We start from the raw sequence: 20,301 nt of genomic DNA, 5'->3' as shown, positions 1-20,301 counted from the left end.
GCAGCAGCCCAACCCCCACTTCCACGAGCCGCTGAACCAGCCCAGGGCCCTGCGCCTGGGCGTCGCGGGACCGGTCGGCACCGGAAAGAGCTCGATCCTGGCCACCCTGTGCCGGGAGCTCGCCGGCGAACTCTCCATGGCCGTGGTCACCAACGACATCTACACCGACGAGGACGCCCGCTTCCTGCGCTCGGCGGGCGTACTGCCCACCGAACGCATCCGCGCTGTCGAGACCGGCGCCTGCCCGCACACCGCGATCCGCGACGACGTCAGCGCCAACCTCGACGCCGTCGAGGACCTGGAGGAGGCGTACGGCCCGCTGGACCTGGTGCTCATCGAGAGCGGCGGCGACAACCTCACGGCCACCTTCAGCCCCGCCCTGGCCGACGCCCAGCTCTTCTGCATCGACGTGGCGGGCGGCGGCGACGTCGCGCGCAAGGGCGGCCCCGGCATCACCGGCGCCGACCTCCTGATCGTCAACAAGACCGACCTGGCCTCCTACGTGGAGGTCGACGTGCCCGCCATGGTCGCCGACGCCGAGGAGGCCCGCGCCGGACTTCCCGTCCTCGCCCTCTCCAAGAAGGACCCGGCCTCCATAGCCGAACTCGCGGACTGGGTACGGTCCCTGCTGGCCCGTCACCGCTCCGGCACCCACATCCCCACCGACCCCGGCCCGATGGCGCCGCACAGGCACGAGCACCCGTGACGGACCCCACCGTCGTCGCCGTGGAGCGCGACGGCGACGAGCGCCACCTCGCCCGCGAACTGCGCGACGGCGCCTTCCTCGCCCCCCGCCCGCTGCTGCCGTGCCCCGGCCGGATCCGGATCGCGCTGGTCGGCGTCCGGGCCGGACTGCTCGCGGGTGACGAGCTGAACCTGAACATCTCGGTCGGTCCGGGCGCGCATCTGGAACTGGTCGAGCCGGCCGGACTCGTCGCCTACGACCACCGGGGCGGCTCCGCCAGGTGGCGGGCCCGCGTCGATATCGCGCGGGGCGGCGAACTCACGTGGCACGGGCTGCCGTTCGTGGTGGCCGGCGGGGCGGACGTCGAACGCGCCATGGACGTCCGGCTGGCGTCCGGGGCCCGGATGCTGTGGCGCGACACCCTGGTCCTGGGCCGCTCCGGGGAACGCGGCGGGCGGATCAGGGCCACCACCCGGGTGACGTACGAGGACCAGGAGCTGCTGGTCGAGGACCTCGACCTCTCGGACCCCGAGGTGCGCGAACTCCCCGGACTCCTCGGCCCGAACCGCGTCATCGGCTCCGTCTCCGCGCTCGGCGCGACACCGCCCGGACCGCCGCACCCCTACCGGATGGACCTGGCGGGACCGGGTGCGCAGGTGCGGCTGCTGGACACGGTGGCGCCGGCCGTCGAGGCGGAGCTGAGCCAGGTCTGGGAGTCCTGGCTCAGCCCCTGACAGTCAGCCCCTGACGGTCAGCGCCGGCTGAGGGCCCCGCCCGTCCGGCGGCCCCACGGGCACACCGTCGCCGCCGCGCACAGCAGCGCGGGCGCCGCCGCCAGGGCGAAGCACAACGTGAGCGGCAGCCGGTCGACGAGCAGCCCGACCGTCGCGGTGCCGGCCGAGGACCCGGCGTTGAACGCGGTGTTGACCCAGGCACCCGCCTGGGTGCGCCGGGCCGCGTCCACGGACTCGTCGGCGATCAGATACGCGGTGGTGAGCGCGGGGGTGACGAACAGGCCGGCGACCGCGACGACGGCGGCCAGCACGTACAGCCGAGGCGAGAGACCGGCGACCGTCAGCGCCGCGCCCATCCCCGCGGCGGCCGCCGCCAGCCGCGTCCGGTTCGCCGACTTCCACCGGACCGTCCCGTACACCAGACCGCCGACGGCGCTCCCGGCCGAGAGGGCGGCCAGCACCCAGGACACCGCCGCGGCCTGGCCGCGCTGTTCGGTGAAGGCCACCACCAGCAGTTCGAGCGCCCCGAGGCAGATCCCCACGGAGACCGTCACCAGCGCCGTGCGGCGCAGGGCGGCGACGGTGCGCAGACCCGGGAGGGGCGCGGCGGGCGCGTCGGCCGGGACCGCCTTCGCCTTCGTGTGCCCGCGGGGTACCGCCGGTGACGACACCAGCGCGAGCGCCCCCACGACGATCAGCACGGCGCCGGCCAGCACCGCGGCCGCGGGCCGGGCCGTCCGCACGATCAGGCCCACCAGCAACGGGCCCGTGACGTACAGCAGTTCCTCCGCGACGCCGTCCAGGCTGTACGCGCGCCGCAGGAGTTCCCGGTCCGGGACGAGACCGCTCCACAGCGTCCGCATGACCGGACCCAGCGGCGGGGTGCAGAGACCGGCCGCCACGGCGAGCGCCCCCAGGGCGAGGGCCGGGGCGCCCGGCCGCCAGGTCGCGAGGGCGAGTGCGCAGAGCGCCGCCGCGTAGAGCCCCGCCATCGGCGGCAGGACCCGCCGCGGCCCGTACCGGTCGATCAGCGCGGCACGGGCGGGGGAGAGCAGGACGCTGGCGGCCCCGAACACGGCCATGGCGCCGCCGGCCGCGGAGTACGAACCGGTCGCGTCCTTGATCGCGAGCAGCATGGCGAGCGGGACGATCCCGTACGAGAGCCGCCCGAGCAGGGCGGCGCCGAAGGTGCGCGCCGCATGGGGGGTACGCAGGACAGTGACGTACGAAGGCGCGCGCGTGGGCGCGCAAGGAGAGGTGAGCACGATGACATTCCTCGTGAGGGCGGCGCCGGGACACGGCGCCGCGAGCATGCGGGGACACCGGAGTGCCGCACCCGGGTGACGGGTGCGGTCAGTGCGGGGTCCTACGCACGGGGAGGAGTCATGCGGGCAAATTATCAGACGGACCGGCGCGGCGACGCCGTATTTCCGGTCTCCTCAGTGATCTCCGGGTTGGCCGCCATCACGTCTTCCGCGGCCGCCCACAGCCGGGGCAGGAAGCGGATGACCTCCGCACGACGGGCCAGGATGTCCGCGGTGCCGGTGATCCCGGTGAGACCGGCGACGGCCGCCTCGAACGCGGGCAGCCGGGCGGCGTGCAGCGCGGGGGCGTCCACCGCCAGCACCGTGTGGCAGCGGGCGAGGGTCGCGACGATCCAGAAGACCGCCTCGCGGTGATCGCCCCGGTCCAGGAGTTCCAGGCTGCCGTCGACCGCGATGGGACGCGCCCGCGCGGTGAGGTCGCTGCTGAAGAAGAACGGCGTGCGCGCGACCGGCACCGTGGCGTCGAACGTCCGGACCAGCTCGCCCAGATGGTGCCGCACCAGCTCCTCGGTGACGTCCGCGCAGCCGAGCAGTCCCAGCAGCTCCGGATAGAGCTCCGGCCGCCCGTACGCGGTCAGGACGTCACGCGCCGCCGGATAGCGCAGCCGCACGGTGGGGTTGCGCAGGGCGGCGACCAGCAGGACGTGCGTGGTGACCCCGGTGGGGAACATCCAGGCGGTCACCTGCTCGTGGAAGGGCGCGGCGGGGTCGAACGCGGCGAGGCGGCTCTCGACCCGGTGCCGGGCGTCCAGGCACCGGCGGCGCACCCAGCTCCGCCCCGCGAACGCGGGTGAGACCTCCGCGTACAGGGCGCGCAGCCGACCGGTGGGATCGTCGATGACCGTGTCCAGCCGGAAGCTGCCGGCCAGATGGTAGGAGGAGAGCACCGCCGCCGGGTCGCGCAGCTCGGCCCACGGCACGTAGGAGATCTCCAGCAGGACGCCCTCGTAACGGAGTTTGCCGGGCTTGGCGGGCGGTTCGTCCTGCTCCGTGACGACCACGACATCGACGTCGGAGGAGGGCGCAAGCTCGGCTCCGTCCGGCCGTCCGACGGTCGACCCGCTGAAGTACGCCCCCCGGTACCCGGCGGCGGGGCGGGCGTACGCGGCCACCCAGCGGACCGCGGCGGCGCGTGCCGCTCCGACTCTCACCACGGACTCCTCAAGGCCGCTGCGGACTGGGCGGACCGCGCGGCCCTATGTGATCCGCCCCTTCCCCGAAGATCTACGCGGTGCGTCCGCGGCCCGTCAAGTGGCCGCCGTCTCCTCCCGTCCCCGTGGACGGCCGCCGGGTAATGTCGGATTCGTTCCGCCGATCCGTCCCTGCATTCGACGCTTTCGACCGGTGAGGTTCGCGATGCGCAAGGTCATCTATTTCATGTCGATGTCTCTCGACGGCTATATCGAGGGGCCGGACAAGGACATCGACTGGCATCAGGTCGACGAAGACCTGCACCACGCCTTCAACGAGCGGCTCGCCGCGATGGGCGGCTTCCTGCACGGCCGGGTCGTCCACGAGCTGATGGCGGACTTCTGGCCCACCGCCGACCAGGACCCGGCCGCCGCCGGGCCGACGGCCGAATTCGCCGTCATCTGGCGGAACATGCCGAAGTACGTCTACTCCCGGACGCTCCGGCGGTCGGACTGGAACACCACCGTCGTCCATGACGTCGTCCCGGAAGAGGTCATGGCGCTGAAGGAACAGCCCGGCGGCGACCTGGCGCTCGGCGGTGCCGGGCTGGCCGCGTCCTTCGCGGCGCTCGACCTGATCGACGAGTACTGGGTCTACGTCCACCCGGTCCTCATCGGCCGGGGAAAGCCCATGTTCCCGCTCACGGACACCAGGACCCCGCTGCGGCTCGCGAGCAGCGGGGCCTTCGGCAACGGGGTCGTGGAACTGCGGTACGAGCGGGCGGGGAGGCCCTCGGCACGCTGACCGAATGTGACCAGCCGGAAGACACCTACACAGCATTGTGGCCACGCTGGGATCCTGTGTCTGGCCATAGACAGTTCGGCGGGCGCAGCGCGCGGCACGTCGGCTTGGCGTCGGCCAGACGTTGTGGGGCGGTGAACAGGCGGCGCTCGGCAAACTGCCACGGAGTCCTCGCGGCGGGCGTGAAGGCGGCGGGGCCTTTCATGAGATGGGTGAGGACGCCCAGCAGCAGGGTGTGGGAGACGGCGAGGACGGGCCCGTGGCGTAGGGCGGTGTGGTGGAGAAAAGCGGCGCAGTGGCGGGCGCGGGTGTGGAGGTCGGTGAGGCTTTCGCCGTCCTCGCAGCGTAGGGATGGGTCGGTGAGCCTGCGGGCGCGCCAGGCCCGGTAGGCCGGTGGGTAGGTCTCGGCGGTGCGTCCGAGGACGATGCTCGGGGCACGCCATTCAGCGAGGAGGCCGGAGGTCGCGACGATCGGCAGGCCCGTGAGGTGCGCGATGAGGGACGCGGTCTGGCGGGCACGGGGGATCGGGCTGGTGACGATCGCGGTGACGCCCTCAGGGAGGGGCAGGGAGCGGCGGACTCCGTCGCGGCCGTCGGCGGTGAGGGCGGCCTCGTGCGGGGCGTGGTAGCCGGGGCGGTGCCCTTCGTAGGCGCCGTGGCGCATGAGCCAGATGTCAGCCAAGGATCCAGCCTCCGTCGACGCGCAGGGTCTGGCCGCTGATGAAGCCGGCGTCGTCCGTGGCAAGGAAGGCGACGGCTGCGGCGACGTCGTCCGGGCGGCCTCGGCGCTGGACGCATTGGCGGGCGAGCTGTCGTGCGGTCATGGCTTCCGGGTCGTCGACGACCGTGCCTTCGGCAGGGACGCGGATGGAACCGGGGGCGATGCAGTTCGCGGTGATGCCGTCGGGTCCGAGTTCGCGGGCGAGGGCGCGGGTGAGTCCTTCGAGGCCGGCCTTCGCGCTGATGTAGCCGGCGAGGTCGTGGCGGCCGGCCGTGGCGAGAACGGATCCGATAGTGATGATCCGGCCCCAACCTGCGGTGGTCATGGCGGGACTCAGTTCGTGGGCGAGGAAGTAGTGGCTGGTCAGGTTGGTGGCCAGCGTGTCGTCCCAGTGAAGGGGCGTCGTCTCCGTCCATGTTCGGCGCGGGTAGGTGCCGGCCGTGCTGACGAGGATGTCGATCGGGCCGAGTTGGTCATGTGCCTGGTGGCAGAGGGCGCGTACGGCATCAGGATCCCGGAGGTCAGCTTCCGGAAGAGCGGCAGCGCAGCCGTTTCCGGTGATCTGGGCGGCGAGCTCGGCTGCGGTCTGTTCGTCGCCGAAGTGGGCGAGACCAACGGCTGCGCCGTCGGCGGCGAGGCGGAGGGCGATGGCCGATCCGATGCCGCCGGTGGCTCCGGTGACCAAGGCGGTGCGGCTGTTCAGGGCGCCGGGCATGGGGTCTCCAGCGGGCAGAAGTAAGTGGCGGGGTCGAAGGCCGGGCTCATGGCATCGGTGAGCCGGGCGAGGAGGACCAGCCGGTCCTCGGGGGCCAGGTCGGCCAGGTTGTAGACAGCGAGAATGCGCATGACCAGGTAGGGGCGAAGGAGGTGCGACAGGTCCGCGCCGGGCCAGAGGTGCTCCGCGAGTGGCCGTACGAGCCGGTCCCAGTACAGGGTCACGGCGGTGCGTCGTGGAGCCGAGAGGCGCGAGACGTAGTCGATGTGGATGGTGCCCGTGGCCTGGTCGATGTCCGCGCGTCGCATTTCGGGGGAGTTGGACGGCATACGGTTGAAGGTCGCTGGGTGGTCGGCGAAGGCTGCCGGGTTGTACGTGGGCACGAGCCAGCCGCCGAGGGCGGAGGCGTACCAGAGGAAGTTGGCGAACTCGCCCAGGATGCTGTTCATCCCTGCGGTGTCGTAGTCGAACCAGGCGAGCGGGTGGGCGAGGTTGACGTCGGTGGGGTCGCCCTGGGTGAGGGCCGCCCAGACCGGTTCCGTAGAGGCGAAGTGGGCGCGCAGCCAGCGGAGGGTGGAGGTCCAGTCCAAGTGGTGTCGGCGGCCGTTGATGCTCAGGGCGTACGTGCCCAGACGGGAGACGGGGATGTCTACGAGGCCGTCGGCGACCAGGAAATCCCTTCCGGCGTAATACCTGTCGAGCCGCCCGCCGGGCGCCGCGCGGTTCCCGTACAGCTTCTGGATGACAAGGGCCGGATCGGTCGGCCGTGCGGTCGTGAGAATGACGTCGCCGTACGTGCTCGTGAGCCGGTCCATGTAGTTATGGAGGGCGCTGCTCGGTTCGTCCGCGTTGAGGAGATCGAGCAGGAGTCCTTGATCTGGTCCGCCGGGGAGGCGTTCGTACGCGAGGAGGTGTCCGCCGGGTACGCGGAGATGCGCGTGGAGAGTGGGTACGCGGTAGTGCCGGGTCAGGCGAGCGTGTCCGCGGATCTCCTGGCGGGCCTCGGACGGGTCCGGGGTGTACTTCAGGAGCAGTGGTCTGCCGAGGAGATTGACGGGGCAGAGCAGATTGCGGGTGAAGCGTCGTACGGGACCGACCCGCAGAAGAGGCCGGACCGTCATAGCCCCACCCCGTTCAGCAGGTCGATGCAGACCCGGGCCAGCGAGGCGGACGGCAAGGCGTCCATGTGGACGTCCGCGCGCGGGGCGATGGCGTCGCGGACGGGGCAGAGGTCGCCCTGGTGCATGCGGTGGGACTGGCCGGTTGCGACGGCGTGGTGGTGGGGCAGGCCGGTGCGCCACTTGCTGTGGCTGTGACGCGCGTACAGGCCGACGACCGGCGGGCCACTGCCGTCGCTGCCACGCGCCAGCGCGGCGAGGTGGGTGAGGCCGGTGTCGTTGCCGACGACCATACGGCAGCGCGGGAAGAGGTCTGCCAGGTCGTTCGCCGGCACCCCGTCGATGCGTAGGACCTGCACGTGGCGTCTCGATGGTTCCGCGGAGATCCTGATACCGCCGTCCTGGGCGCCGCCGATGAGCAGGAGCCGGGCCTGCGACTGCTGCGCCTCGGCGATCTGCTCGGCTAGGGCGATGTAACGCCGGGCCGTGTAGTCCTTGCGCTCCGGCCAGCTGGTGGCGGTGACGGCAGCGATGGTGAGGCCGTTCAGCCAGCCCACCGAGCCCAGTTCTTCAACGAGTTCGTTCGGCCCGGTTGCGAGGATGGGAGCGAACGGTGCGGTGGCGGCCAGCCGGATTCCGAGGCGGCGTTCCAGCGCCAGGTAGTGGCGGGCGGGCAGTTCTGGGTGGGCGTAGCCGTCGCTCGACCAGCAGGGCGGGGCGGCGGGGTCGCACACCAGGTTCACCGCCGCGCCCGAGGCCCGTGCCTCGACCCCGGCGCGGTCGCCGATCACGGCGCGCCGGCCACTGGATGTGGTGACCGGTGGCTGTGTGATCAGGCCGGCGCGGGCGATCAGTCCCGCGTACGGGCCCGTCGCCTGAACGGCCACGCGAACCGAGCGCACACGCAGCCAGTCGACGAGCGCGCGGACCGCCGAGAGGGCGAGGAGGGTGTCCCCGAGCTTCCCCTCGAAGGCCACCTCGATCTCGCCGCAGCTACTCAGGCGCTCGACGAGCTCGTCCGAGGCGGGAAGAGGAAGTGGTGCACCGAGGGGAACGCCGTCACGGTTGTATCCGAGCGGAGTGGTGTGAACGGCCCCGGCGGAGGTGACCTGCGAGCCGGGATGGAACCGGATCTCCGCCGAGGCGACCGCGGTCACGCCGGACCCTCGATCGTGGTGAGGGCGACCAGCGGCAGGCCGATGCCGGTGAGCAGGTCGCGGGCTCCGCGCATGGTGTCCTCCACCAGACAAACCGCAGCCAGCGGAACCGCACCGGCCTCGCGGAGGCGGCAGGTGAGGTCCGCCAGGGTCCGGCCGGTCGTGATCTCGTCGTCCACCAGGACCATCCGCTGTCCGTGGGTGATGCCGTACGCGAAGACGTCGGTACGCATCGCGTGGGGCTCGCTGAAACGGACCGCGCCGTCGAGCGGCAGGTGCAGCTTCCAGGCGATCTTGTACGGCAGGTGGGCGGCGCCGGAAAGGGAGACGGTCGGCAGGATGCCGCCGGCATCCAGACCGAGGAGATAGTCCACGGCACCGAGTCCGTCCGGTACTTGCTCCTGAAGGCGCTGCCACAAGTCGGCCCCGGTGGTGGCCAGGCTCTCCGGGTGAACCGGGTCCTCCAAGCCGTCCAAGGAGTGGATGACGCGTTCGCGGCGGCTGGCCGCGCCGACGCTCAGGCGTTCGACGATTCGGGCCGAGAAGGGCTGCATGGTGACGGTTTCGGGCATGACGAAGTTCCTGTCGGATGGAGGGGAAGGAAATGAGGGGGGTTGTTCAGGCAGCGAGCTGCGTGGCGTACCAGGCGAGGAACTGGTCGACAGCCGCGGTGACGGGCTTGAGGGCGAGCTCGGTGTCGCCGTCACGCCAGGCGCTGGAGATCTCGGCCAGGGAGGGCACGGATGCAGCGGTCAGCCCCGGCATCCGGGAGGCTGTGGAAAGAATCCGGTCGGGCCCGACCTCCCACTGCTCGTGCTCGCGGAGGAGGAGACGGCAGGCCAGTACGAGGTGCTTGTAGAGCTGCCGCAGGGTGTCCGGTCCCGCGTCGGCTCGCAGGCGGCGCATGGTGAGGATGACCTGGGGGAGTTCACGGATGGCGGCCAGTGCGAGCTCGTCCCGTGTGATGGTCGGCAGTTCGATGTCGGGTGCGGTGTGCAGGGCGGGTTGGCCTTGCTGAAGCTGGTACAGGGCGAAAGCCAGGCGGGGAGTGAGGCGCCGGGCGGTCAGTTCGCCCGGGGTGACGAGGGTGGGGCCGAGCGAGGCCGCACCGTTCAGAGCGCGCCGGTACTCGTGCACGGCCTCGTGGATCCGGCCGGTGATCTCGTGGTCGGCGATCACGAGCAGATCCAGGTCGGACCAGCCGGCGATCCAGGTCCCCTCGCCAGGGCTGCCGGTCAGGGCGGCAAGTTGCACGCCAGGGCCGTTTGCCCGTACCGCGTCGGTGAAGTCGGCCGTCGCCGAGGCGACAGCGGCCGGCAGGCCCAGCCCGTACGGGGCGGCTACGTGCAGTGTTGTGGGGGCGGGCGGGGTGGCGATGCGTCGGAGTCGGGCGCGCAGGGCGGTGACGCTGCCCGAGTTGTCGATCACGTGGTCGGCGAGCGCGGCGACCTGGTGGGCGCCGCGGCTCATCTTGATCTCGTCCTTCGCAGCGACGGCCGGGGCCTGCATACCGGACCGTTCCAGACGTACGGCGAAGGAAGCGTCCAGGTAGACGACCTGGAGCCTGTCACCCATGAGTTGCTTGAGCTCGGCAATCGAGGCGTCGTCGTGCACGGACTCGATGGTGAACAGCCGCGTGTCGACGTGGTGCTCCGCGAAGCGGTTCAACTCGCTGAGCATCAGCTCGGCCTGCCTTCGCGCCGACAGGGTGTACGGGTCTGCGAGCCCCTCCCGGTGAGCGGCCTGCCGCAACAGGAAGCCGATCTTGAGGCGCTGGGCCCCGCACATGCGCCGGACGAACTCGGCACTGGTGCTCTTGCCGCACTCGCTCAGCCCGCCGAACGCGAGAACCCGGCGCAGGTGTCGGCTCGGCTTGATCTCCGTGGGGACAGCATCGTCCCGGCCGTACAACTTGAACCGGGCCGGCGTGGGGAGCCGCCGGTTCCCGGCGACGACGTCGGACACCAGCGAATCGAGGGCGGCACGCAGCTCCTCCCGCTGACCGAGGAGAGCCGGCACACGACGGCGGGCAACCTCATCCCTGACCGCGGTCCGCTCGCTGTGCCAGATGCGCAGCGTCAGCACCGACAAACGGTCGACGACGGACGCGAGCGTCTCGGTGTGCAGCGGCGCGGCGGTACAGCCCGCGTCCGCCAGCGTGCCGAGGACCTCGTCGGCACGCTCGGCGAGCGCATTGCGTTCAGCGTTGAGCTGGTCGATCTCGCGCTTGCAGTCGGCGACCTGGGCGGTGGACAGTAACGCGCCGCGCACCCGGTCCTCGGTGTCCCACAGGCGTCCGTTGACGGTGTGGAGCCGCGTAACGGTGTCGTCCAGGCGGCGCCGGTCCTTGTCCTGGAGGGCTGCCAGGGCCCGGGCCAGGCCCGAAGGCAGGACCAGAGGCGGGGAGTTCTGGGTCATCGGGGACTCCCGTCGGTGAGGTGGGTGATACCGAGGTAATCGCGTACGTCTGCGTGTACGTCGTCCAAGGAGCGGCCCTCGCAGTCCACAACGGCGGTGTACGCGCCGTGATCGGCCTGGTGGAGCAGGACAGAGTGCAGCGCCTTCTGGTACGCCGGGTAGATCCCGGTCCAGGGACGGCCCTCGCGTGCGCTGGTGATGGCGTAGCTGCGCTCGGCATCGAGGGACGGGACCAGGAGGATGGAGGTCTCTGCTGCTCCGGCACGTAAACCAGCAAGGCTCATAACGGTTTTGAGCGCTTCTTCCGCCGTCAGCCCGTCCTTGACCACGCAGGTCGCGGCGGACACGGCGAGGAGCATGGGAAGGCCGCGGTCGAGCAGGCCCGTACGCCCTGTCTCACGGGCAGCGGCCCGCTTGGTGTGGCTGGCCAGCAGCATCTCTGTCAGCTCGACGGTCGTAGACGTCTCGAACCACCATCGGGCGTAGTCGCCGCCCGCCACTCGCGCCCACGGCTCGGGGTCGTGCTCGTGGACGGCGCCAAGCGGCTGGCAGCCGCCCCACCGCTCGGCCAGCCGCACGAGGTGGGTCGTCTTGCCCACGCTGTCAGGGCCGTTGAGGCTGATGTAGTCCGGTGCTCGCCTCATCGCTCACGTCTCGCGGATCGGAGCGTTGAGGACAGAGACGATCGCGTCCGTGTTCGTGGCGATGAAGTCGGCCAGCTCCGGCGGCATCAGGTTCAGCTCACGGGCGGCCTTGGCGGTGAACTGCACCCGGACCACCTCGTACCCGCCCCGCTCCGGCTTGGCGAACTCCGTGCCCGTACGGGTGGACAGGTCCATCGACTCCAGACGGGCCGCGAAGATGTGCTGCACGCCGATGCCGCCCTCCAACTGGTCGGTGATCAGATGGACGAGCTCGGCGCGCTCCAGCCTGCCGCCGAGCTCCTCGAACACCTCACGGTGCAGGGCTGCTTCGATGGTTGCGTCGTCTTCCTCCACGCCGCCGCCAACCGTCACCCAGTACGGGTCCCTGCCCGGCTTGGTGCGCTTGATCAGGACCAGGTCTTCGCCGTCGAGGAGGATGACGCGGGCGTTGCGCTTCACGATGTCGGTCATACCGTTGGTTCCTTCTGAACGTGGTACAGGAGAGAACGGGCGGAGCGCCGCCTGGCGGCGGTCGGTGCTCTCCGGCTCGGTGAACTCAGCATGGTGCAGGCCCGGTCCGGGGAGTGAGGTAGGAGCGCTGCAGCAATGCCGCACCTTTGCTGCAGTTGGCTGGCTACGCTGGGTGTTCGGGTGTCCCATCGGGCTGCGGACAGGAGGTACGGCGATGGTCACGGTGCAGCGATGGTCCGGCCGGGAAGCGCGGCTGCTGCGGGACTCCCTGCGCATGAGCCTTCGGGATTTCGCCGCGTACCTGGGTGTCAGCGACCGGACTGTGTCGAACTGGGAAGGCGGCGGGGCCGGTTATCTGCCGCGTGCCGAGTCGCAGGCTGTCCTCGATACGGCACTCAGCCGGGCGTCGGACGACGCGAAGGCGCGGTTCGGCGCAGCCCTCGGACCGGAGAGCGGCGTGCCGTCAGTCGTCGGCGCGATCGAAGTGGACTCCCACAAGTTCCTGCCGGTCTTCATCGGCGTCGAGCGCGCCCGCCGACTCCGCGCACACATGACACCGAGTGCGGGCACGGATTGGCTGGAGTCCTCGGCAGCACGTGTGGACCACCCCGAAGCGCAGGAATGCGCCCTGTACGTCTTCGCGTGCGGCGTCGCTGTCTTCCACCTCGTCCAGCCCCACGAGCCGGCATCGCTCACCGAACTTGCCGTGTGGCGCTACCGCTCGTACGCCTCCGACCTCCCCTGGGCACGGGACAAGGTTCGCGACCTCCTGGGCGAGGACCACTCCGGCGTTCCCCATCCCGAGTACGTCCTCTCCCTGTACTGGCTCACCTCCAGCCCCTGGACCGGCAGCACCTATGACACAGTCCTGCGCCTCCTGTCCACGCCCTCGGTCCTGGTCGACCGCAGCGCCTTTGGCTGCCCCGCGCCGTTGGACGGTTCGGTCGAGGAGTCGCTCCTTGCCACCGGCTTCGATCACCCGGAGGTCGTTCCCTTCGGCGTACGGGGAGTCTCCACCGGCTACGCGGGGTGGTCCGGCGTCGCCTATGCGTCCCACTCCCACGAGCGCAGCCTCACGATCGAAGAGCTGATCACCTGCGAGCTGACTGTTCAGGCCCTGTGGTGCTTCACCCACCAGATCCAACAGATGATCGAGAACGGACAAGACCCCTCCATGCCCGAACAGTACGGCTGGCGTTTCCTGCGCGCCGCGTACTCCCGGCTCACGACGGCCCGCGCTCAGGAAACCGCTCAACACGTTCTGATGCGGGAAGCCATCATGAAGACCAGCGGGCTGGCCGAACGGCTGCGCGCCGGGCAGGACGCTCTACGCGAGGGCGTTGGCTGAGGGGCCAGAGGCAGGAGAGACGGCGGATGGACATCGGCAGCGCCGCGTTGGTCGTGATCGACATGCAGAACGGCTTCGTGAACCACCACAGCGGCCACGCTGTACCAGCGGTCTCCGACCTGATCGCCCAGTGGACGGCCGTAGGCCGGCCGGTGATCTTCACCCGCTACTTCAACTACCCCGGCAGCTCCTACGAGCGCTTTTTCCAGTGGCACCGGCTCCAAGAACCGCCCGAGACCGACATCGTGCCCGAACTCGCCGAGGCCGCTGCCCACGCGCACAAGGTCATCGACAAGACCGGGTACACGCTGTTCACTCCCGAGGCTGACGGACTGATCCGCCGGGCCGGCTGGACCGACCTGGTCTTCTGCGGGATCGCCACCGAGAGCTGCGTCCTGAAATCCGCCGCCGATGCCTTCGAGCGCGACTACGCACCCTGGATCGTCACCGACGCCTGCGCCACCGACGCGGGCCCGGACGTCCACGACGCCGGCCTCGTCGTCGCACGTCGCCTGATCGGATCCAGCCAACTCGTCACCACCGATCATGTAGTGGGGCAACTCACTGCGTTCGTAGGGGCGCCGGTGCTGGAATAGCCCCATGGCCGACACCTCGCCCCGCACCGGTTCGCCCGCATCCCAGGACACCGACCTGATCATCATCGGAGGAGGGCCGGCCGGCTGCGCCGCCGCCCGCATGGCCGCGAGCGTCGGTATGCGCTCGGTCCTGGTCGAGCCGGACACGCTGTGCCGCAACCTCTACCGCATCGGGGCCCTGAACAACGCCCTCGGCGGCCACGCCAGCGGCCCCGCGCTTGCCGACGCCATCACTGCCGAGTTGAAGAGCACGGAGCTGTGCCGCCTGGAGCTCGGCCGCCGCGTAGTCGAACTCCGCGCCGACCACGACCGCGTCACCGTTACCCTGGACACCGGTGCGCACCTGGCCGCCTCGTACGCGGTCGTCGCCACCGGCGTCGGTCCCCTCCAGCCCCGCGACGTCTCCTGGATCACCGCCTCCAGCGGCCTCACCCTGCCCCCGCTCTGGAAGGCCGACGCGGACGACGCTGAAGGCCGCACGTTCCTCGTCCTCGGCGGTGACCGCCCGATCGGCACCTTCCTGCGCGCCCATCCGGACACTGACACCCGCCTGCTCGTCGCCTACCCGGAGACCGACGCGTACAAGGTCGAGGAGATCCGCGACGACCCCCGCGTCACACTCCTGCCCGTTGCGCACCTGACGCTCCACCTTCCCGAAGAGAGTGTGTCGACAGCGGACGTGGTGAGCCAGGACGGCGAACGGCGCACGGTCACCGCAGACGCCACGTACGTGAGCATCGGCAACGCGCCCACCGCCCCGTCCGGTGACCTGGTCCGAGGCGCGGACGGCTATTGCCCGTCGGTCGACCAGCACTCCCGCGTCATCGTGGCCGGGGACCTTCGCTCCGCCCGCTTCCAGCGGATCATGACGGCCTTGGGCTCCGGCAGTGAGGCCGCGTTGCATGCCTACTACGCGGCCCGAGACCTATCGCTGCCCTCGTGACCCATGAAGGGGCAGTTGCGGGGGTGGGCTCGGCCGGCTCGTGCGGCCGAGCGAGTACTCCTTCCTGCCAGGCAACCAAGACCGCAACCACGGCGGGCGCCTCAGGAGGAACGCTCACACCCCCAGCAGCCCCGACGTGTCGAGCACCTGACGGATCGCCCGGCCAGAGGCCAGCTCCTCCATCGCGTCGTTGACCGCGTCCAGCGCGAGGGTGCCGGTGTGCATCTCCTCCACCGGCATCAGTCCGGCCCGCCACAGGTCCAGGAACCGGGGGATGTCGCGGCGGGGCACCGCGTCACCCATGTAAGAGCCGAGCAGGGACTTGCCCTCGCCCGCGAAGGCCAGGGCCGGGACCTCCAGCATCCGGCCGGGGGCGGGCAGCCCGACCGAGACGACCTTGCCGCCGCGGGCCACGGCGGTCAGGCACTCGGCCATCACCTTCGGGCTGCCCACCGCCTCCACCGCGACCTCTGCGCCGCCGGACGTCAGTTCGCGGATCGCGCCGACCGCCTCTTCTGGGGCGTACGCGTGGCTCGCGCCGAGGCGCAGGGCCAGTTCGCGCTTCTCCGCCACCGGGTCCACGGCGACGATCGGATACGCGCCCGCCGCCCGCGCGCCCAGCACCGCCGACAGGCCGACGCCGCCCAGTCCGTAGACCACCGCCGACTGGCCGGGGCGCAGGGCCGCCGTGTTGATGACCGCGCCGGCGCCCGTCAGGACCGCGCAGCCGAACATCGAGGCCACCGTGAACGGGATGTCCCGGTCGATCGGCACCACCGACTCCTGGGCGACCACCGCGTACGAGGAGAACGCGGAGACGCCCAGCTGGTGGTGGACCGTCGCGCCGGAGGAGTCCGTCAGCAGGGAGGGTCCGTGCAGCAGGGCGCCCGAGCCGTTCGCCGCCGCGGCCCGCGCACAGAGCGCGGGGCGGCCGGCGGCGCAGTCGGCGCAGAAGCCGCAGCTCGGGACGAAGACCAGGGCGACGTGGTCACCGGGGGCGATGCGGTGGACGCCGGGGCCGGTCTCCTCGACCACGCCGACGGCCTCGTGGCCCAGGGCCATCGGCAGCGGCCGGACCCGGTCGCCGTTGACGACCGAGAGGTCCGAGTGGCACAGGGACGCGGCGGCGACGCGGACCAGCACCTCGCCCTCGCGCGGGGCGCCGAGGCGCAGTTCCTCCACCTCGACCGGGCGGCTCTCCGAGTAGGGACGGGCCGTCGATATGCCCCGCAGGACGACTGCCCGGGTCCTCACGCGCCCACCTCTTCACGGGGTGCGCAGCGCAGCACGTCGCGGCTCTCCAGGAGCGGGACGACCTTGCCGAGGACGATCTCCTGGAAGTGCGGGGTCGCGCAGTGCGCGGTGAAGTCGGCCTCGGTCGCGTACTCCTCGTAGAGCACGATCGCCTGCGGGTCCTCCGTGCCCTGGTGGACCCGGTAGCCGAGGTTGCCGGGTTCCCGGCGGGAGGCGGCGGCCATGGTGTCGAGGAGCGGGAGGACGGTGTCCTGCTCACCGGGCCTGGTGCGGTACCTGGCCACTACTACGTACGTCACGGGGTTACTCCTGGGGTGGTGCGGGCCTCTTGAGGGCGGCGGGCGGGACCGGCGGCAGCTGGTCGCGGCGCAGATGCCAGAGGCGGGGGTCGGACGTGGCGGCCGCGGCCGAGCCGAGGGCCAGCGCGAGCGCCACGTCCGCGGGGGATTCCACGAAGCCCGCGGCCACCGAGGGGGACATCGCGCGCTGGGCCTGCGCGGTCATCCGGGCGACGATCGGGGCGGGCATGATCTCGACCAGGTCCGGCGCCCCGCGCGAGATCGCGTCGGTGGAGCGGCGCAGGTTGGACCGGTCGGTGACGAACACCTTCATCATCGTCAGCAGGCCGAGCGGGCGGCCCTTCTCTATGAGCGAGAGCCGGGTGCTGACCACGCCGTGCGCGCCCATGTTCTTGATGAACTCCAGCGCGCCCCGGTCCTGTGCCAGACCGGGGCTGCTGTCGACGTTCACGAACACGGTCTTGCCCGCCCGGCCCAGCGCCGGTACGACCTGGGGCAGCTGCCCCACGGCGAACGAGGCGAGGATGCACACCTTGGCCGGTGCGGTGAGGAACTGCCGCAGCGGTTGGGCGCCGACGACCGACGCGACGACCGGCACTTCGGCGAACGCCGCGGTGAGCCGGGGGTCGAGCCGTGCGCCGGACCGGGACGGGGAAGAGGTCATGGCAAGCCTGCCTGACTGGAAGAGGGTGCGCGGTTGCCGGTCAGTTGAGCGGAGGCGTACCGAATCGGCTGGGAAGACCCAGTTTGCCAGGGTTGAGAATGCCGGCTGGGTCCAGGGCCGCCTTCACCGCGACGAACGTGGCGAAGCCCGCGCCGAGGGATTCCTCCAGGTAGGGGCCGCGCAGCAGCCCGCAGCCGTGGTGGTGGCTGAGCGCCGCCGCGTGCTTGATGAGGACCGCGTTCGCCGCGTCCCACACCGAGCGGTACCAGTCGCGGCGCGCCTCGGGCGCCACCTCGCCGCGCAGCGAGAAGTACACGCAGGCCCCGTCGGTGTAGGCGTGCGACTGGTGCGCGGAGGCGGCCAGGGTGCCGGGCACCGACTGGATCGCGGCGACCACCTCGTCGTAGATCACCGGCAGGTCGGCCCAGGACGCGGCCATCTCCAGGGTGTCCGCGACGAAGCCCGGCCCCGGCGTGAAGCCGTCCGCGGACTTGCCGACGAGCATCCGCTCGTCCAGCCAGCGCTCGAAGACCGCCTTGGAGTCCAGCTCGGGCCCGTACGTGGAGCAGACCTCGGCCGCCACCTTGATCGAGGCGTCCACGACCGCCGGGTCGCCCTCGTCCGCGATCAGCAGCAGGTTGGTCTCCGGGTGGCCGAAGTGCGTACCCGACTCCAGCGCGTCGTAGAGCCGCAGCACGGCCGGCGTCGCACCGCGCTGCATGATCTCGCGGCAGGCGTCCAGGCCCTCCGCGAACGTCCTGAAGCCGTACGCGACGGCGTTCGCGTACTCGGGCAGCGGGTGCACGCGCAGCCGGGCCGAGACGATGACGCCGAGGGTGCCCTCGGAGCCGATGAACAGCTGGCGCAGGTCCGGGCCGACCGCCGCGCGGGCGTAGTCGCCGTAGGTGGCGCGGGTGCCGTCCGCGTGGATGACGTCCACCCCGACGACCATGTCCTCGATCTTGCCGTAGCGGGTGGAGAGCTGGCCGGCGCCCCGGCAGGCGATCCAGCCGCCGACCGTGGAGACGGCGAACGCGGAGGGCCAGTGGCCGGTGGTGACGCCGTACTCCTCCTGGAGCTGCTTCTCGAAGAGGTCCCCGAACATGCCGGCCTCGACGTCCACGACGTTCGAGACGGCGTCGAAGCCGGTGATCCGGTTCAGCGCGCACACGTCCAGCACCACCCCGCCGAAGACGGGCAGCGCCGCGCCCGTGACGTTCGAGCGGCCCGCGGACGGGGTGACGGGGATGCCCGCCCGGTGGCAGATCCGCAGGACGGCGGCGATCTGGTCCGCGTCGGCGGCCTCGACGACCACGGCGTCCGGCGTCGCGGGACGGCCCTCCGTCTCGCCGATCATCGAACCGGCCCACCAGTCGCGGGTCCGGGTGACGACCTCCTCGCGCTCCACGTGCACGGCGTGAGCGACCTCGCGCAGCTCCTCGATCACGCTGTCCGGGACCTGGACCGGGTCGACCTGGAGCGCGGCCTCGCCGTCCCCGATCGGGGTGTTCCGCGCCCACTTGGCGAAGCTCGGGGCACCGACCGTGTAGTCGCCCCGGTTGAACGGATGGGTGATGGTCTGACGGCTGATCATGCTGCTGCCCCTTCGAGGAGTACGGACTTTTCGTGACGGACGGCCGCGAGGTACTCGGAGACCGAACGCTCCACCTCGGCCTCCGTGAGGTTCAGTTCCCGGCCGAGGATCGCGCCGACCGCGCCCGCCGCCTCTGCGGAGGCGTCCCGGGCGAAGAGCCGGGCGCGCGTCCGGCGGGAGAGGACGTCGTCGACCGAGCGGGCGAGCTCCGCGCGGGCCGCGTAGACGACCTCGGCCTTCGTGTACGGGAGTCCCGCGACGACGGGCTCGGCCAGCGTCGGGTCCTCCTGGATGAGGTCGCCGACGAAGCGGGCCTCGGTGCCGAAGCGCTCGCCCAGGTGCGCGGCGATGCCACCGGAGGCGGCCACCGCCTCCGCGTCGTATCCGGCCCCGCCGAGCAGCGGAAGGTCGGTGGTGCGGCTCTTCGCCCTGCTGCCCAGGACCGTCATCACCTTGTCGATGACCAGCTCGCCCATGTGCCGGCTGGTGGTGAGCTTGCCGCCGGTCACGGTCACCATGCCGGTACGGCCGATGCTGATGTGGTGGTCGCGGCGCATGTCGAGCGTCGCGCCCTCCTTGCCGCCGACCAGCGGACGCAGCCCGCCTATGGACCCCACCACGTCGTCCGGGGTGAGCTTCCCCTCGAAGGCGGTGTTGGCGCCCTCCAGCAGGAAGTCCATCTCCTGGCGGGTGCAGTGCACATCGTCGGGGGAGCCCTGGTAGTCCTCGTCCGTGGTGCCCAGCACGACGCTGTTGCCCCAGCGGGTGCAGGTCGCGCGGCGGGCACGGCCCGGGATCGGCACGGTGACCGTGCAGTTGATCCGGACCTTGTCCCAGGGCACCACGATGTGCACGCCCTTGGCCGGGCGCACCTGCGGGCGGTGACCGTCGACGGCCTTCGCGTCCAGCTCGTCCGTCCACACCCCGGTCGCGTTGACGACGGCCCGCGCCCGGATGTCGACGCTGTCGCCGTCCATCTCGACCCGCGCCCCGGCGACCTTGCCGGACCGCATCAGCAGCGCCTCGGCCTTCGCCCCGTTGAGGACGGTCGCCCCCAGCGCCGCGGCGGTCCGCACGATGGTCAGGACGAGCCGGGCGTCGTCGGTGCGGGCGTCGAAGTACATCAGCCCGCCCTGGAGGTTCTCCGCGCGCAGCGTCGGCGCCTGCGCGAGGACCTCGGGCACGGTGAGCCGCTGGTGGAGCTTGCCGATCCGCCAGCCGCCGACCAGGTCGTACGTCCAGAGCAGCCCCTCGAAGCCCTTGGCGAGGCGGGCGTCGAAGATGCCCTCCTTCTCCAGGATCGGGAAGAGGAACGGCAGCCGGTGCACCAGGTGCGGGGCGTTCTTGCGGAAGCGGTGCCGCTCAAGCAGCGAGTGGCGTACGAGATTGACGTTGCCCTGCTCGATGTAGCGCAGGCCGCCGTGGACCATCTTCGAGGACTTCGACGAGGTGCCGGAGGCGAAGTCGTCCTTCTCGACCAGCGCCGCGCGCAGCCCGCGCGAGGCCGCGTCGAGCACGGCGTACGCGCCGGTGATGCCGCCGCCGATGACGAGCACGTCGTACGTGTCGTCGGCCAGCCGGCGCTTGGCCGCCGCGCGGTCCAGCAGCAGGGGCGTCCGGCGGGTGGCCGCGGCACTGCGCCGCGGCTTCCGGGCGGGCATGGTGATCACAACATCAACTCCT

The 20,301-nt window shown here is 71.4% G+C and carries 21 protein-coding genes; 6 read left to right on the top strand and 15 right to left on the bottom strand.

Annotated features, from left to right (window positions below; genetic code table 11):
• The first annotated feature begins 31 nt into the window (after positions 1-31).
• Both ureG and ACFVQ0_RS05705 read left to right on the top strand, forming a co-directional pair.
• The gene (ureG, locus tag ACFVQ0_RS05710; RefSeq protein ID WP_390085408.1) at positions 32-706 is read left to right on the top strand and encodes an urease accessory protein UreG; all 675 of its coding nucleotides are present in this window, start codon (positions 32-34) and stop codon (positions 704-706) included.
• Positions 703-1,419 (top strand): urease accessory protein UreD, encoded by a 717-nt coding sequence (locus tag ACFVQ0_RS05705; protein WP_390084868.1) that lies wholly within the window; start codon positions 703-705, stop codon positions 1,417-1,419. Before ureG ends, ACFVQ0_RS05705 begins: the two co-directional genes overlap by 4 nt.
• Before the next feature lie 17 nt (positions 1,420-1,436).
• Here the strand turns inward: ACFVQ0_RS05705 and ACFVQ0_RS05700 are convergent, their stop codons facing one another.
• Together ACFVQ0_RS05700 and ACFVQ0_RS05695 are read right to left on the bottom strand one after the other, a co-directional pair.
• Positions 1,437-2,684 carry an MFS transporter gene (locus ACFVQ0_RS05700; RefSeq protein ID WP_390084866.1) on the bottom strand — a complete coding sequence of 416 codons (1,248 nt, stop codon included), beginning with the start codon at positions 2,682-2,684 and terminating at the stop codon, positions 1,437-1,439.
• Positions 2,685-2,818: 134 nt separating this feature from the next.
• Entirely contained in the window at positions 2,819-3,895 is a 1,077-nt protein-coding gene (locus ACFVQ0_RS05695; RefSeq protein WP_390084864.1) for a hypothetical protein, read from the bottom strand.
• 205 nt (positions 3,896-4,100) lie between these two features.
• Between ACFVQ0_RS05695 and ACFVQ0_RS05690 the strand changes: the two genes are divergently transcribed.
• A complete protein-coding gene (locus tag ACFVQ0_RS05690) occupies positions 4,101-4,679 on the top strand; it encodes a dihydrofolate reductase family protein (RefSeq protein WP_390085406.1) in 579 nt (192 codons plus the stop codon).
• A 25-nt stretch (positions 4,680-4,704) separates the two neighbouring features.
• Here ACFVQ0_RS05690 and ACFVQ0_RS05685 read toward each other — a convergent pair whose 3' ends face one another.
• Genes ACFVQ0_RS05685 through ACFVQ0_RS05650 form a run of 8 tightly spaced genes read right to left on the bottom strand, consistent with a single transcriptional unit; the run spans position 4,705 to position 11,920 of the window.
• A complete protein-coding gene (locus tag ACFVQ0_RS05685; RefSeq protein WP_390084862.1) occupies positions 4,705-5,358 on the bottom strand; it encodes a histidine phosphatase family protein in 654 nt (217 codons plus the stop codon).
• A complete protein-coding gene (locus tag ACFVQ0_RS05680) occupies positions 5,351-6,112 on the bottom strand; it encodes an SDR family NAD(P)-dependent oxidoreductase (protein ID WP_390084860.1) in 762 nt (253 codons plus the stop codon). Before ACFVQ0_RS05680 ends, ACFVQ0_RS05685 begins: the two co-directional genes overlap by 8 nt.
• Entirely contained in the window at positions 6,097-7,233 is a 1,137-nt protein-coding gene (locus ACFVQ0_RS05675; protein ID WP_390084858.1) for a hypothetical protein, read from the bottom strand. The genes ACFVQ0_RS05680 and ACFVQ0_RS05675 overlap by 16 nt, the downstream gene beginning before the upstream one ends.
• Positions 7,230-8,387: a glycosyltransferase family 9 protein gene (locus ACFVQ0_RS05670; RefSeq protein WP_390084856.1), complete on the bottom strand. Its 1,158-nt coding sequence runs from the start codon at positions 8,385-8,387 to the stop codon at positions 7,230-7,232. The genes ACFVQ0_RS05675 and ACFVQ0_RS05670 overlap by 4 nt, the downstream gene beginning before the upstream one ends.
• Complete coding sequence (locus tag ACFVQ0_RS05665; protein WP_390084854.1) at positions 8,384-8,959, bottom strand: phosphoribosyltransferase; 576 nt, start codon at positions 8,957-8,959, stop codon at positions 8,384-8,386. Before ACFVQ0_RS05665 ends, ACFVQ0_RS05670 begins: the two co-directional genes overlap by 4 nt.
• A 46-nt stretch (positions 8,960-9,005) precedes the next feature.
• Positions 9,006-10,805, bottom strand: a complete 1,800-nt coding sequence (locus ACFVQ0_RS05660; protein WP_390084852.1) for a DUF4254 domain-containing protein — start codon at positions 10,803-10,805, stop codon at positions 9,006-9,008.
• Entirely contained in the window at positions 10,802-11,449 is a 648-nt protein-coding gene (locus ACFVQ0_RS05655; RefSeq protein WP_390084850.1) for a hypothetical protein, read from the bottom strand. Before ACFVQ0_RS05655 ends, ACFVQ0_RS05660 begins: the two co-directional genes overlap by 4 nt.
• A 3-nt stretch (positions 11,450-11,452) precedes the next feature.
• Positions 11,453-11,920 carry an NUDIX domain-containing protein gene (locus ACFVQ0_RS05650; RefSeq protein ID WP_390084848.1) on the bottom strand — a complete coding sequence of 156 codons (468 nt, stop codon included), beginning with the start codon at positions 11,918-11,920 and terminating at the stop codon, positions 11,453-11,455.
• Between the two features lie 274 nt (positions 11,921-12,194).
• On the opposite strand from ACFVQ0_RS05650, the gene ACFVQ0_RS05645 reads away from it, so the two are divergent.
• From ACFVQ0_RS05645 to ACFVQ0_RS05635, 3 genes are read left to right on the top strand one after another with little or no spacing between them, the layout of a single operon-like run.
• On the top strand, positions 12,195-13,268 hold the full coding sequence (locus ACFVQ0_RS05645) for a helix-turn-helix domain-containing protein (protein WP_390085404.1): 1,074 nt from the start codon (positions 12,195-12,197) through the stop codon (positions 13,266-13,268).
• Positions 13,269-13,294: 26 nt separating this feature from the next.
• A complete protein-coding gene (locus ACFVQ0_RS05640) occupies positions 13,295-13,864 on the top strand; it encodes an isochorismatase family cysteine hydrolase (protein ID WP_390084846.1) in 570 nt (189 codons plus the stop codon).
• A 4-nt stretch (positions 13,865-13,868) separates the two neighbouring features.
• Entirely contained in the window at positions 13,869-14,807 is a 939-nt protein-coding gene (locus ACFVQ0_RS05635) for an FAD-dependent oxidoreductase (protein WP_390084844.1), read from the top strand.
• 114 nt (positions 14,808-14,921) lie between these two features.
• Here ACFVQ0_RS05635 and ACFVQ0_RS05630 read toward each other — a convergent pair whose 3' ends face one another.
• The 5 genes from ACFVQ0_RS05630 to ACFVQ0_RS05610 are packed head-to-tail and all read right to left on the bottom strand — an operon-like array spanning position 14,922 to position 20,288.
• Positions 14,922-16,061 carry a zinc-binding dehydrogenase gene (locus ACFVQ0_RS05630; protein WP_390084842.1) on the bottom strand — a complete coding sequence of 380 codons (1,140 nt, stop codon included), beginning with the start codon at positions 16,059-16,061 and terminating at the stop codon, positions 14,922-14,924.
• On the bottom strand, positions 16,058-16,360 hold the full coding sequence (locus ACFVQ0_RS05625; protein WP_390084841.1) for a putative quinol monooxygenase: 303 nt from the start codon (positions 16,358-16,360) through the stop codon (positions 16,058-16,060). The genes ACFVQ0_RS05630 and ACFVQ0_RS05625 overlap by 4 nt, the downstream gene beginning before the upstream one ends.
• Positions 16,361-16,364: 4 nt before the next feature.
• Complete coding sequence (locus ACFVQ0_RS05620; protein WP_390084839.1) at positions 16,365-17,024, bottom strand: glycerol-3-phosphate responsive antiterminator; 660 nt, start codon at positions 17,022-17,024, stop codon at positions 16,365-16,367.
• Between the two features lie 40 nt (positions 17,025-17,064).
• Positions 17,065-18,618: an FAD-binding oxidoreductase gene (locus tag ACFVQ0_RS05615; protein WP_390084838.1), complete on the bottom strand. Its 1,554-nt coding sequence runs from the start codon at positions 18,616-18,618 to the stop codon at positions 17,065-17,067.
• Positions 18,615-20,288 carry an FAD-dependent oxidoreductase gene (locus ACFVQ0_RS05610; RefSeq protein WP_390084836.1) on the bottom strand — a complete coding sequence of 558 codons (1,674 nt, stop codon included), beginning with the start codon at positions 20,286-20,288 and terminating at the stop codon, positions 18,615-18,617. Before ACFVQ0_RS05610 ends, ACFVQ0_RS05615 begins: the two co-directional genes overlap by 4 nt.
• Between the last annotated feature and the right edge of the window lie 13 nt (positions 20,289-20,301).

The organism is Streptomyces sp. NPDC057900 (assembly GCF_042887885.1).
In the GTDB taxonomy this organism is placed as follows: domain Bacteria; phylum Actinomycetota; class Actinomycetes; order Streptomycetales; family Streptomycetaceae; genus Streptomyces.
Note: the sequence above shows the minus strand (reverse complement) of the source record. Positions and strands in the feature narration are given on the sequence as shown.

Coding starts and splice junctions, on each gene's coding strand:
- ACFVQ0_RS05690 (WP_390085406.1), top strand. CDS start 4,101: ATGCGCAAGGTCATCTATTTCATGTCGATGTCTCTCGACGGCTATATC.
- ACFVQ0_RS05680 (WP_390084860.1), bottom strand. CDS start 6,112: ATGCCCGGCGCCCTGAACAGCCGCACCGCCTTGGTCACCGGAGCCACC.
- ACFVQ0_RS05675 (WP_390084858.1), bottom strand. CDS start 7,233: ATGACGGTCCGGCCTCTTCTGCGGGTCGGTCCCGTACGACGCTTCACC.
- ACFVQ0_RS05665 (WP_390084854.1), bottom strand. CDS start 8,959: ATGCCCGAAACCGTCACCATGCAGCCCTTCTCGGCCCGAATCGTCGAA.
- ACFVQ0_RS05660 (WP_390084852.1), bottom strand. CDS start 10,805: ATGACCCAGAACTCCCCGCCTCTGGTCCTGCCTTCGGGCCTGGCCCGG.
- ACFVQ0_RS05655 (WP_390084850.1), bottom strand. CDS start 11,449: ATGAGGCGAGCACCGGACTACATCAGCCTCAACGGCCCTGACAGCGTG.
- ACFVQ0_RS05650 (WP_390084848.1), bottom strand. CDS start 11,920: ATGACCGACATCGTGAAGCGCAACGCCCGCGTCATCCTCCTCGACGGC.
- ACFVQ0_RS05645 (WP_390085404.1), top strand. CDS start 12,195: ATGAGCCTTCGGGATTTCGCCGCGTACCTGGGTGTCAGCGACCGGACT.
- ACFVQ0_RS05640 (WP_390084846.1), top strand. CDS start 13,295: ATGGACATCGGCAGCGCCGCGTTGGTCGTGATCGACATGCAGAACGGC.
- ACFVQ0_RS05635 (WP_390084844.1), top strand. CDS start 13,869: ATGGCCGACACCTCGCCCCGCACCGGTTCGCCCGCATCCCAGGACACC.
- ACFVQ0_RS05620 (WP_390084839.1), bottom strand. CDS start 17,024: ATGACCTCTTCCCCGTCCCGGTCCGGCGCACGGCTCGACCCCCGGCTC.
- ACFVQ0_RS05615 (WP_390084838.1), bottom strand. CDS start 18,618: ATGATCAGCCGTCAGACCATCACCCATCCGTTCAACCGGGGCGACTAC.